Here is an 11,650-nt window from a genome sequence, read left to right as displayed (position 1 = left end):
ATCGTGGCTGGACTTTCACCAGCTAGAAGTGCACCATGCCCGGTACACTAAAAAACAAAGCACCCGCCGCGGGTGCTTTGTTTTGTTTCATTACTTCTTGTTTACTGTTTCTTCGACTTTGTCCTTGACTTCTGCAGCCTTTGCCCTGGCTTTGTCCGCAAAGCTGTCGATTTCAGCCTGGGCCTTTTTCAGATCGGCTTCCGCTTTGGCCTGCAGGGCTTTGGCATCTGCTTCTGCCTTGTCACCGGCTTTGGCCGCGCCTGCCTTTACATCTGCATTGAATTTATCCAGAGCGGCTTTGGCATCTGCCAGTTCTTTTTCTGCCCTGGCCTTGGCGGCTTCTGCATCTGCCATGGCTTTTTCCTTCGCAGCGTCTGCCTTTTCATCCAGGCGTGCCTGGGCTTCTTTGACAGCTTCTTCGGCTTTGGCCAGATCAGCCTCCGCTTTCTTCTGGAGATCCTTGGCATCTTCAACTGCCTTGTCTTCGACTTTCAGCGTACCGGCTTTGATCTGTGCTTCCACATCTGCACATTTTTCCCTGGCTGCCTTCAGATCTGATTCTGCTTTGGCTTTGGCTGCCTTGGCCTCTTCCAGTGCTTTTTCGCGGTCTGCCATTTCTCTGGCTTCCATCTTCTTCTTTTCTTCTTCGTAGGTATCCTTGATTTTGTCGCCGGCGTCTTCAAATACGTCTTTGACCTTGTCGAATCCTTCCGCTACGTCCTTCTTGAATGCGTCCCATCCTTTTTCGAAATCGTTTGCCATGTGTGTTCCTTCTTTCTGTTTTTCTTTTATTCAGTGTCTGATTGTTCTGTCATTCCGGTTTGACCGGCCCGAAGACACGGATGAACCGTTCCGGTTCTCCGTCAGGTCCCTTCGTGAGTTCCGGAGAAACCAGATCAATGGTGCAGCTCTTCAGTGCTTCCTGACTGAACTGCATCAGCGGTGTGCCTTTGGACACCGGCTGTCCCTCCGAGACAAGTACCTTGACCTGATCCTGCAGATCATCCGGCAGGGCCACGATGATGCCTTCCGAATTTGCCAGAGTCAGTCCGGTGTGGCCGGGTGTTCTGGCAATGGTGGAAACCGTGGATGCGCAGGGACTGCAAAGCGTATCCCCCTGCATCATGCCTTCCACCATTCCTGCGGCTTCAGCTTCTTCCGCTTTCATGCCCGGGGTGGCCGGTATGCGCTCTTCCATGGATTCTGCCCCTTTCTTCAGGTCTTCGGCACCGTCTTTTACGGCGTTTTTGATGTCATCCCATCCGTCTTCGATGTGTTTTTCCAGATCTTTGAAAAATTCTGCCATCTGTTGCCTCCAGGGCTTTCGCCTGTCCTTATCGTACGTTTTTGAGTGGCTGAAAACCATTGACCTGCCCGGAATGTTCAGAAATGCTCATCAGGTGGATGCATTCTGCGGGAATGTGACTTTTGTCAATCTGAGATATACACATGTTTTTCGCAAGTCTTCTGCTTGTGCTTGAATTCACAAAGTTGATGCGTATAATAAGAGTCCTATGAAAGGAAAGGTGGAATTTTTCACCGAGGTATGAAAACAATGTCAAGAGTTTACAATTTTTCAGCCGGACCTGCCTGCCTGCCTGAATGGGTGCTGAAGCGTGCCGGCGAAGAAATGCTTGATGCCAACGGAAGCGGCATGAGTGTCATGGAGATGTCCCACCGATCCTCTGATTTCGAGAATATCCTCAATGGCGCCAAGGACAGACTGCGCCGCCTGATGAACATTCCGGAAGACTACGAGATCCTGTTTCTGCAGGGTGGCGGCAGTCTCCAGTTCGACATGATCCCGATGAATTTCCTGAAGAACGGTGCTGACATCATCAACACGGGTCAGTGGACCAAAAAAGCCATCAAGGAACATGAAAAGTTCGGGAAAACCCACATCGCGGCTTCCAGTGCCGAAGACAACTTTACATACATTCCGAAAATCACCGATGCAGACCTGGATCCGGATACAGATTATGTCTACATCTGCGAAAACAACACGATTTACGGAACCAAATACAAGGAACTCCCGCCTCACACAGGCAAGCGCCTGATTGCGGATCTGTCTTCCTGCATTCTGTCCGAACCGGTGGATGTCACGAAATATGACATGATTTTCGCCGGTGCGCAGAAGAACATCGGTCCTGCAGGGGTTACGCTGGTCATTATGAAAAAAGACATGATTGAAGACCGTCCGGATCTGCCCACCATGCTCACCTACAAGACGCACGCAGATGCCAATTCCCTATACAACACCCCTCCCTGCTACGGAATCTACATGTGCGGCTTGATGTTCGAATATCTGGAAGATGTGATCGGCGGTCTGGAGAACATGCAGAAGATCAATGAACGGAAAGCGAAAAAGCTGTACGACTACATTGACAGCTCCAGACTCTACTCCAATCCCGTTGCGGTGGAAGACCGTTCTCTCATGAACGTGCCCTTTGTGACCGGCGACAAGGAGCTGGATGCAAAATTCGTGAAGGAAGCCAAAGAAGCCGGTCTGGTCAACATCAAGGGCCACCGGACAGTAGGCGGCATGCGTGCCTCCATCTACAACTCCATGCCGGAAGAAGGCGTGGATGCGCTGATTGATTTCATGAAGAAGTTTGAGGAGGAGAATGCCTGATGTATACCGTAAAGCTTTACAACAACATTGCGCCCAAAGGACTGGATCAGTTCACGGATGCCTTTGAAGTCGGGGAACACCTGGGGGACGAAGACGCCATCGTGGTCCGCAGTGCAAACCTGCACGACCTTGATTATGGAAAGAATCTGAAAGCCATAGCCCGGGCGGGTGCCGGTGTCAACAACATCGACCTGCCTGCCTGCACAGAGCGGGGCATCGTGGTTTTCAACACACCCGGTGCCAACGCCAATGCCGTCAAGGAACTGGTATTCGCCGGCCTGCTGCTGGCCAGCCGTGACATTTATCACGGAATTGAATGGTGCAAAACCCAGACCGATAACCCGAACCTGGGAAAAGACGTGGAGAAACAGAAAAAGAAATACGCCGGCAATGAGCTGACCGGGAAAACCCTGGGTGTCATCGGGCTGGGTGCCATCGGCATTGAAGTGGCCAACCTGGCCATGCGCTTTGGCATGGAGGTCAAAGGATACGATCCCTACATCTCGGTGGACAATGCCTGGAAGATGTCCAAATGGATCGAGCATGCCAAGGACCTGAAGGAACTCTACAAGGACGCAGACTTCGTGACACTGCACCTGCCGCTGATGGATTCCACAAAGAACACCATTGACAGGGAAGCCATCAGCCAGATGAAAGACGGCGTGAAGATCCTGAACTTTGCCAGAGGCGGTCTGGTCAATGATGACGATCTGCTGGAGGCACTGGATTCCGGCAAAGTCGCACTGTACGTAACAGACTTCCCCAGTGCAAAACTGGCGGCGCACGACAAAGTCATCCCGATCCCGCACCTGGGTGCCAGCACGGATGAATCCGAAGAAAACTGTGCAGTGAAAGCAGCCAGAGAGGTCATGGATTACCTGGAACACGGCAACATCACCAATTCCGTCAACATGCCCAATGTCAGTGCGGCCATGTCCACACCTTACCGGGTTGCGGTTTTCCACGTGAACAAGCCGAAAATGATTTCCCGGATCACCGATGCCTTTGCGCAGGAAGACACGAACATCGAGAACCTGATCAACAAATCCCGGGATCAGATCGCCTACACCATGCTGGATCTGGACGGCAAGCCCAGCGAAGCTGCCCTGGACAAGATCCGGGGCCTGGACGGTGTGATCCGGGTGGAAGTGTATGAAGCCTGACACAGACGGACACGTCCATCTGGAAAATGGTCCGCTGAGTGTGGACTATGTCCGGGAGTTTGTGAATGCAGCAGCGCAGAAAGGACTGAAGCATCTGCAGATACTGGATCACACACACCGGTTTTATGAATTCGCTCCGATGTATGAAGATGTGATCCAGGCAGATCCCAGGCAGAAAGCCTGGTTTGACAAGAAACAGATCAACTCCATTCAGGATTACATTCAGCTGATAGAAGCCTGCAGAAAGGAAGAGTTCCCCATTGAGGTGACGTTCGGGCTGGAGGTTTGCTGGGCGGATTTCCGCCGGGAATTTCTGGCAGAACAGCTGGCTGTCTATCCCTGGGATTTTCTGGTAGGCAGTGTTCATTCCATTCAGGGTCGTCTGTATGACATGGATGGCTGGAGCCGGGAGATCCTGTGGGAGAAAGAACCGGCCGAGTGGATTTACCGGCAGTATTACGATCAGGTTGCCTCTGCCATGGAAAGCGGTCTGTTCACCCAGATCGGCCACCCGGATGTCATCAAAATGTATCAGTACGATCCGGGCTATGACCTGCAGGAAGAATATGACCGGCTCTGCGAGCTGGCCAGGAAACACCATATCCTGCTGGAGGAAAACACCGGCGCAAGCTACCGGTACAAGCACCCGGATGCCGGGCTGGCTCCTGCATTCCGCGAAACCGCAGCCAGGATGGATGCCGGAACGATCACAGCCAGTGATGCCCATTACCCGAAGCATGTGGGCATGAACTTTGATCTTCTGTGATCCGGTTCCGCCATCCGGTTCGTGAAACATCCCGGATTCTCACAGAGGAGCAGGAATGCCATTCAAAAGAAGAGGTTGACTCCTCTTCTTTTTGCGTGCTATGATAGTCAGGCAAATGGCGCGTTCGGCAAGCGGTTAAGCCACAGCCCTCTCAAGGCTGTATCACGGGTTCGAATCCCGTACGCGCTGCCATCAGACAGTAAAGTCCGGATTCCCGGGCTTTTTTTATTTTTGGGTTAAACACAGGGCAATCATCCTCCTGGAAATCCGGAAATTATCCTGTCTTCCCGGCACAGAGGTAAAAAAAGAGTCCTGGATCTTCGCAATCCGGAACTCTCTGACTTTTCCATCCTGCTCTGCCATCATCCTGCAGCAGCTGTACAGCGCATCCTCGATGGCAGCCCGGTCATGCTCTTTGAGGGGCAGCAGCTCCCTGGCCTCCGGGCATCGCACAAAGTACAGCGGGCCGCACAGGAAAAGGCCCGGGCTCCTGCATCAGGAAACCCGGACCCTGCTCATATTCCGGTGTATCAGGCCACTTCTCTGTACGCCCCGGCAAACATCAGCCCGGAACATACAACGCCCAGAATCAGACGCAGCCAGGCAATCTGACCGGTCTGGGTATAGAAGGAGAATGCCTCCAGCGCAAAGAGAATCAGCAGTGTTCCGCTCACATACATCAGTGTGCGGGCTTTTTTCGGCTTTCCGCTCCAGCGCAGGGCAGATACGCCTGCCAGAATCTCCAGGCATCCCATAACCACGGAAATGGCCATCATGTCCAGATTGCCGGCTACCGTCTGCACCCACAGTGCATGCACCGGCATGCTTTCCAGCATCAGACACAGTACATCCACCAGAATCGTGGCAAATCCCCAGACCAGGAAAACCCAGCCCATGATGTTCAAAAGTGTTTTATCGTTTTTCTGCATAGTCTCAACCCCTGTCCCCAGTGTACCGTTGCCCTGCGGTGGGTTCAAACCATCAGCACTTCTGAATTACTGTTTCTTAAGGTCCGAGTAGAGATCTGGCTCGTAGATGCCCTGCTGGTACAGGGCTGCAAAATCCCGAAGCACCTGCGGCAGGTCTTCCTTATACGTAATGCCGAACCACCGGTCATGGCTTTCCAGCACCTTGACTTTGACTTTGTCCTCGTGGATCAGTTTGTTGGTGAAAATTGGCAGCAGGAATTCGTCTGTCAGCGGATTCTCCATGCTGTGAAGAAACGCATCGAAACCTTCCTGCAGCAGACGGGTGTAAGCCGGCTGGAATCCCCACATGTTCATGGACACATGGGCATCCAGGGAAAGTGTCTTTCCGCCGGCTGCTGTGGCATGATCGCCGTCTTTGCGGATGTCCTTTGTTTCTGCAATATCCGTCACGAATCCCTGATCATTCACTTCAATGATGCCCCGGGTCACACCGCCGTTGGCGGACAGCGTGTTTTTCAGAATGAATCCGGCAACTGCCTGATCCTCGTGGTTGGCAAGCAGGAAATCATGCACTGTCCGGAAAGCATCCACGCCGTAATAATCATCCGCGTTGATCACCATATAGGGCATATCCAGGTATTTTGCGGCTGCCAGCACAGCCTGTCCGGTGCCCCAGGGCTTTGTCCGTCCTTCCGGGACCGGCAGATCTATGGCATCCAGAGACTGGTAGGCATAGCAGATCTCGGCTCCCTGCTTTGCGGCAACAGTCTCCATCCGATGGCCGATGGCTTCCATGAAATCCTGTTCTATGTCTTTCCGGATCACGAACACAATGCGGTTGAATCCGGCTTTCAGTGCGTCGTGAACCGAGTAGTCAATGATGATTTCTCCGGACGGGCCTACAGGCGTGATCTGCTTGATCCCGCCTTCATACCGGCTGCCAAGTCCGGCAGCCATGATAACCAGGGCTGTATTCATGATTGAAACCTCCAAATTCCGTCCACCCGGGGTCGGATAGACGCCGGTCCGGATGGATGTCCCGGCTTTATGCCGGTTTAATAATCATAGCGTATCTTGCTTCATTCGTCACGGTTCCGGGACAAAGCCGCGATGCGTGTCAGGAGCCTCTTCCAGGAAAAGAAAAAGGGGTACAGCCCCTTTTCTCCTGCGAATCTGCGCCGGATCGTTCAGATTCCTTACAGTGAGTAAGACGGATGTCCGGACCATGCCTGAAAACTAATCATTATACTTGCGTATCGCACCAATAGCTCCCATGTCCACTTCATCGGCATTGTATTCCCAGTACCCGGCGGTCACAGCATCCGGAATGTCCTGCTCTGGATACATTATACCGAGGGTTTGAGGTCAATTGTATTTAGATACTCATATCATTTAGAACATCTGTCCCACCTGAGGATTCCGCGCTTCAGCAGGTATACATGGCCCTTAACTGATTCTGCCTGTCTTCGGTCAGCCCCAGCTGATTCTGCAGCCAGGAATCAAACCCGCCGAATTCCCGGTCAATGCAGTCCCATGCTGCCTGCAGGAACTGCGGCCGGGCTTCAAACAGAAAGCTGAATTTTCCGGCTGCGTGACTGTTCAGATGCAGGGTCTTTTCCAGCCAGTCCTCCGTGTCTTCTTCCTCGGTTTTCAGACAGGGGTTGGTCTGCAGATAGTCCTGTTCCACAGTCCGGGCATCACAGCCCAGGATCCGCTCCAGCACTGCCGCTGCAACGCCTGTGCGGTCTTTTCCCTGGGTGCAGTGCCAGAGCACTGAGCCGGCGGACTGCTGCAGAAGGATCTCAAAGAAACGGCGCAGTCCCCGGATTCCCTCCGGCGCTCCGACAATTTTCCGGTACAGTTCTTCCATCATGGCCGGACCTCTGTCCTTCATCTCCTCCAGACCTGCCTCTGTCAGCGTTCTGAGGCCGATTTTCTCATACTCCAGGGTATTCAGAAACGGTACATGGATCCATTTGACCCCGGGGATGCGGGGATCGGGTTTCGCAGCGATTTCCAGATCCGTCCGCAGGTCCATCACGACCTTCAGGCCCATGGTTCCAGTAAGATACGCCAGATCTTCTTTCGTGGCATCATGCAGTGCACCGGATCGGATCAGTCTGTGGTGACCGATGACGCTTTGGGGACCACAGGCAAGTCCGCCCAGTCCCCGCGTATTCGGCAGCTTCTCCAGGGGCAGTTTTTCACCCTGGAAGGCGCCGAACCAGATCGGCGTGTGACTGGCCTGCAGCTGTGTCCGCAGCTGCGCGATCTGTCTGGCATCCAGAGGGAATGTCTCCAGACGACGCTCCGTATCAATGATCCGCAGCAGGCCGGAGCCGGTTTCTTCAAAAAACCACAGAATGTCATCCGGTTCGTAGGTGATGGTTTTTCCGGCTGTGTTTTTCAGTGTAATGCTTTCCATGGAACTTCTCTCCTGTTCTGTTCAGTGGCCCGGTTGGCCGGCCAGCGTGCCGTCTGCCAGAATATCCCGGAACACCCGTTCTGCATTGGCATGGGAGAACTTGTCCACCTGCTGTCTGGTGAATCCGGATTCCAGCATCCGCCGGGCCAGCTGATGCAGTCCCCCTGCGTCTTTCAGCTCCATGCCGGATGTGATTCCGTCAAAGTCTGTCCCCAGTGCAATCACATCTTCCCCGCCCACTTCCATGATATGACGAAGGTGGCGGATCATGTCATCCAGTGTGGAATAGTCCTCTCCGCCTTCCTTCAGGAACCGGGCATAGAAATTCAGGCCAATGACACCATGGTGACGGGCCACTGCCCGGATCATATCATCGGTCAGGTTGCGGGATACATGACAAAGCTGCCGGGCATTGGAATGACTGGCAATAAACGGACGTGTGGCGATCCTGCAGACATCCCAGAATGCCTTGTCCGGCAGATGCGATACATCCACCACGATCCCCAGCTCTTCCATGCGCCGCACATAGGCTGTGCCATACTCAGTAAGTCCGTTCCGGTCTGCCAGCCGGTTGGGATGATTCCAGGTCAGCGTGATCATCCGGACGCCCAGTTCATGCCAGGTTTCCAGAAACTCCAGTCCGCCGAACGTGACATCTCCTTCTTCCAGCGTCAGGATGCTGCCAATCAGCTGTTTTTCCCGCAGATCGATGTAATCCTGCCAGGTGTGCACGGGCGCTATGTCTTCCTGATTCTCCCGGAGAAAACGAAGATAGGTCCCATAGAGTTCAAGTGCCCGTTTCTCCGGTTTTTCGTACTTTTCCAGATCGGTGAAAAGCGCAAAACACTGCAGGACCACACTTCCCCGTTCCAGTTTCTGCACCGTGATATGGTGTGTGGCATCCGGGTGATCCCGGATTTCTGAGATGGTATCGCAATGGAGATCCACAAAGCGCAGATCGGATGTACTCTGACAGAGTTGTTGACTCATAACCGGCTCCTCCGTTTCCTTTGAGTTCATTATAGGCTGCTGATACACCGCCAGGCAGCTTGCAGCAGCCGGCAGTGTCTATCCAGCCGGATGATCCTGATACCAGTGTTTCAGCGTGTGAAACAGAGCCGGAGACAGAAACAGCTGACGGTGCCTGCTTTCGTAAGCCAGGTCCCGGTCATACAGTATGGAAAGAAACTGATCCGCATCTGGTACATGCTCAATGGCAAAGCGCATCACCTGCAGTCCTTTCTGCATTTTACTGCCGGTGCAGACAGCCTGCACCGCTGCAGTCCAATGATCTGCGTCCAGCCTGATTTCACAGCTGTCACCCGGTTTGGGGAGCTCTGCGGTTCCGTGAAGAACAATGTCAAGTTCCTGTTCGCTGAGCCCGACTGCCACACCTGTCTGCATCTGCCGGCTGTCTGCTGCCAGCAGGTCGCAGGAGATGACAGACTTCCGGAGTCCCACCAGCGTTTCGGTTCTGCGTCCGATCATGAACAGCAGGCAGATGCACAGAAGCACAAGATTGTATGCCAGCCAGAACACAGTCACAATGCCGCCGGATCGTCCACCCTGCACAAGGTTCAGGATTCCTGTCAGCAAAGCCGCAGCATCCAGAATGGTCAGCACAAGAAACGGAAGAACATACCGCCAGGCGAAGTGTGTCCCCCGGTCCCGGTTTTTGTCCGTGACTTTAAAGGTCTTCAGGGAAATCCCCAGCAGTTCCTGCAGAATGGGGCCGGCCAGAAACGGACACAGGATCGTCTCATAGATATTTGTCCAGGGAGTGCTCCGTCTGGAATCGGTCATGGCCAGTTCAAAGACATACTGCATCAGCAGATACGGCACCCAGAAACAGAGCATGGGACCAATGGTACTGTCCACAAACGGAATGTGAAAAAATGCCGCGAGAATCGGGATAATCAGATACACCATGCGGATGCAGCTCCGGACCCAGAAGAATATGGCGGTGCCATAGCTGATTTTCTGCGCCACAGAAAACCGGTTTGTGAAGAAAATGTTGATCTGATACAGAACATTGATCACGCCCCGTCCCCAGCGGATCCGCTGCTGGATCAGAGACGGAAGATCCTCCGGGGACAGGCCAAAGGCCAGGGGTGTGGGCAGTGCCAGAGAAACGTAGCCGCTGCCTTCGATCAGCAGTCCGGTGGCAAAGTCTTCCGTAATGGCTCTGGTAAAGAATCCGCCCACTGTCTCCAGTGCTTCTCGGCTGATCACAGTGTTGCTGCCGGCATAGATCACGCTGTTGGATGCTGTTTTCGCCGGCTGGATTTCCCTGAAAAAGTAATCCTGTTCATTCCCCGTCACCCGTTCCCGGTACAAATGATGCTGAAACAGATCTTCGTTGTAGAACGCCTGAGGTGTCTGGACAAACCCAAGAGGGATCTGTTCTTTCTCCGGCAGTCCGGCGTTCCGTTTCCAGGCATGCAGAAAATAGGGAATGGTTTGCGTCAGAAAGTCCCGGCGGGGGATCATATCCGCATCGAAGGTCACCACCAGCGGAGAGGTGGTGTGCTTCAGGGCATTGTTCAGGTTTCCTGCTTTCGCACCAGTCCGGTCAGCCCGGGTGAGATATCCCACATGGAGTTTTTCAGCCAGATCCCGGATTTCCGGGCGCTGTCCATCATCACACAGATAAATGTGAACCCGCTTCGGGTCCGGACAGGCCATGTTCAGACAGCCCCGGACTGTTTTGTACAGAAGCTGGCGGCTTTCGTTGTATGTGGCAATGAACACATCCACATCCGGCCATACAGCATCCGGATCTGTGTCAGGGAGCGGATAGGAACCACGCTGGCTGATGATCCGGTTGTTCAGCAGAGAATCTGCAATGTCCATGGCTTCACAGGACAGCAGCAGCACCGCACAGACCGATGTCAGCAGCCCTCTGCCGGAAGGGAGTGTGAACAGAATCCGCCAGAACAGATACAAAAGGGAGACATAGGCGGAAAGAATCATCACACTGCGCCGCACGCTGCGGGCCGGGACCGGTTTCTGTATCTCTGCATAGGTATGATGGAGAATTCTGTGCCGGACCAAATACATCCGGGTCATGCGGCTGGCGATCAGCAGCACCAGAAAAACCCCGGCGCACAGATCTGCCCGAAGAGACAGCTTCCAGAGTGCCCAGCTGCAGACTGCAGACAGGCCCGCGGAAGCGGCGAGATGCCGCCAGCTGCGGCTGGAAGCGTCTGAATGGGTCGTACCGGTGGAAACCAGATGCACAATGAGACTGTGCAGCAGCAGACCCAGCACAAAGAACAGAGTGAAAAAAAGGACGTACTGTCCCAGCCCGGTTAGTACAGCGCCGGCTAGATGAATGAGTCTGAGCAGCGGTATGGCTGCAGCTGATGCCAGCAGCAGCGTGAGCATGGTCCGGTTTTGTCTGATGCCGGTGAAGCACATGATGGCGGCGCTGAGGGCAATGACAGAGTAAAGAATTGTAAATACGGCAGACACCCGGGCATCCTGCAGGGCTGCTGCCGCCGGAAACAGTACAGTGAAACTCATTTGATACCTCTCCATTGACGAGTCTGCCCGGTGAGCCGGTGTGGTGTGAATCAGGCTGTGACAGGCAGAGTCCCGGCTTCAACATATCGTACCTTCCGGCAGTGGTCCAATCCCATGCCTTGCACCAGGATGCGGTCTGACAGAAGCAGGCTGCGGAATCGAGTAGAGACTAGGTCCCTCTCACACCACCCAGCGTGCCGTTCGGCACTG

Annotated in this window: 10 protein-coding genes and 1 tRNA gene; 4 read left to right on the top strand and 7 right to left on the bottom strand. The window is 53.9% G+C overall.

Annotated elements, in window-relative coordinates; translation table 11 throughout:
- Nucleotides 1-90 precede the first annotated feature (90 nt).
- Together QZ305_RS10900 and QZ305_RS10895 are read right to left on the bottom strand one after the other, a co-directional pair.
- Nucleotides 91-762: a hypothetical protein gene (locus QZ305_RS10900; RefSeq protein WP_294731962.1), complete on the bottom strand. Its 672-nt coding sequence runs from the start codon at nt 760-762 to the stop codon at nt 91-93.
- A gap of 49 nt (nt 763-811) precedes the next feature.
- Nucleotides 812-1,306 carry a hypothetical protein gene (locus QZ305_RS10895; RefSeq protein ID WP_294731961.1) on the bottom strand — a complete coding sequence of 165 codons (495 nt, stop codon included), beginning with the start codon at nt 1,304-1,306 and terminating at the stop codon, nt 812-814.
- Nucleotides 1,307-1,555: 249 nt separating this feature from the next.
- Here QZ305_RS10895 and serC point away from each other — a divergent pair, with 249 nt between their 5' ends.
- The 4 genes from serC (at nt 1,556) to QZ305_RS10875 (ending at nt 4,753) form a co-directional block, all read left to right on the top strand.
- The gene (gene serC / locus QZ305_RS10890; RefSeq protein ID WP_294731960.1) at nt 1,556-2,632 is read left to right on the top strand and encodes a 3-phosphoserine/phosphohydroxythreonine transaminase; all 1,077 of its coding nucleotides are present in this window, start codon (nt 1,556-1,558) and stop codon (nt 2,630-2,632) included.
- Entirely contained in the window at nt 2,632-3,795 is a 1,164-nt protein-coding gene (locus tag QZ305_RS10885) for a phosphoglycerate dehydrogenase (RefSeq protein ID WP_294731959.1), read from the top strand. The genes serC and QZ305_RS10885 overlap by 1 nt, the downstream gene beginning before the upstream one ends.
- A complete protein-coding gene (locus QZ305_RS10880; protein ID WP_294731958.1) occupies nt 3,785-4,561 on the top strand; it encodes a PHP domain-containing protein in 777 nt (258 codons plus the stop codon). Before QZ305_RS10885 ends, QZ305_RS10880 begins: the two co-directional genes overlap by 11 nt.
- Before the next feature lie 117 nt (nt 4,562-4,678).
- Nucleotides 4,679-4,753 (top strand) — tRNA-Glu (locus QZ305_RS10875).
- A 338-nt stretch (nt 4,754-5,091) separates the two neighbouring features.
- Here QZ305_RS10875 and QZ305_RS10870 read toward each other — a convergent pair.
- The 5 genes from QZ305_RS10870 to QZ305_RS10850 all read right to left on the bottom strand — a co-directional run bounded on the left by QZ305_RS10870 (nt 5,092) and on the right by QZ305_RS10850 (nt 11,440).
- On the bottom strand, nt 5,092-5,490 hold the full coding sequence (locus tag QZ305_RS10870; protein WP_294731957.1) for a hypothetical protein: 399 nt from the start codon (nt 5,488-5,490) through the stop codon (nt 5,092-5,094).
- Between the two features lie 66 nt (nt 5,491-5,556).
- Nucleotides 5,557-6,468 (bottom strand): sugar phosphate nucleotidyltransferase, encoded by a 912-nt coding sequence (locus QZ305_RS10865; protein ID WP_294731956.1) that lies wholly within the window; start codon nt 6,466-6,468, stop codon nt 5,557-5,559.
- A gap of 448 nt (nt 6,469-6,916) precedes the next feature.
- On the bottom strand, nt 6,917-7,915 hold the full coding sequence (locus QZ305_RS10860) for a tyrosine-protein phosphatase (protein WP_294731954.1): 999 nt from the start codon (nt 7,913-7,915) through the stop codon (nt 6,917-6,919).
- Between the two features lie 21 nt (nt 7,916-7,936).
- On the bottom strand, nt 7,937-8,905 hold the full coding sequence (locus QZ305_RS10855) for a dipeptidase (protein ID WP_294731953.1): 969 nt from the start codon (nt 8,903-8,905) through the stop codon (nt 7,937-7,939).
- A 78-nt stretch (nt 8,906-8,983) separates the two neighbouring features.
- A complete protein-coding gene (locus tag QZ305_RS10850; RefSeq protein ID WP_294731951.1) occupies nt 8,984-11,440 on the bottom strand; it encodes a glycosyltransferase in 2,457 nt (818 codons plus the stop codon).
- Between the last annotated feature and the right edge of the window lie 210 nt (nt 11,441-11,650).

Origin of the sequence: uncultured Faecalibaculum sp. (assembly GCF_910588395.1) — a bacterium.
In the GTDB taxonomy this organism is placed as follows: Bacteria; Bacillota_I; Bacilli_A; order Erysipelotrichales; family Erysipelotrichaceae; genus Faecalibaculum.
Note: the sequence above shows the minus strand (reverse complement) of the source record. Positions and strands in the feature narration are given on the sequence as shown.

Excerpts from the sequence above, each read along its gene's own strand:
- QZ305_RS10885 (WP_294731959.1), top strand. The coding sequence starts at position 2,632 with ATGTATACCGTAAAGCTTTACAACAACATTGCGCCCAAAGGACTGGAT.
- QZ305_RS10895 (WP_294731961.1), bottom strand. The coding sequence starts at position 1,306 with ATGGCAGAATTTTTCAAAGATCTGGAAAAACACATCGAAGACGGATGG.
- QZ305_RS10860 (WP_294731954.1), bottom strand. The coding sequence starts at position 7,915 with ATGGAAAGCATTACACTGAAAAACACAGCCGGAAAAACCATCACCTAC.
- QZ305_RS10855 (WP_294731953.1), bottom strand. The coding sequence starts at position 8,905 with ATGAGTCAACAACTCTGTCAGAGTACATCCGATCTGCGCTTTGTGGAT.
- QZ305_RS10900 (WP_294731962.1), bottom strand. The coding sequence starts at position 762 with ATGGCAAACGATTTCGAAAAAGGATGGGACGCATTCAAGAAGGACGTA.
- QZ305_RS10850 (WP_294731951.1), bottom strand. The coding sequence starts at position 11,440 with ATGAGTTTCACTGTACTGTTTCCGGCGGCAGCAGCCCTGCAGGATGCC.
- QZ305_RS10865 (WP_294731956.1), bottom strand. The coding sequence starts at position 6,468 with ATGAATACAGCCCTGGTTATCATGGCTGCCGGACTTGGCAGCCGGTAT.
- QZ305_RS10880 (WP_294731958.1), top strand. The coding sequence starts at position 3,785 with ATGAAGCCTGACACAGACGGACACGTCCATCTGGAAAATGGTCCGCTG.
- QZ305_RS10870 (WP_294731957.1), bottom strand. The coding sequence starts at position 5,490 with ATGCAGAAAAACGATAAAACACTTTTGAACATCATGGGCTGGGTTTTC.
- serC (WP_294731960.1), top strand. The coding sequence starts at position 1,556 with ATGTCAAGAGTTTACAATTTTTCAGCCGGACCTGCCTGCCTGCCTGAA.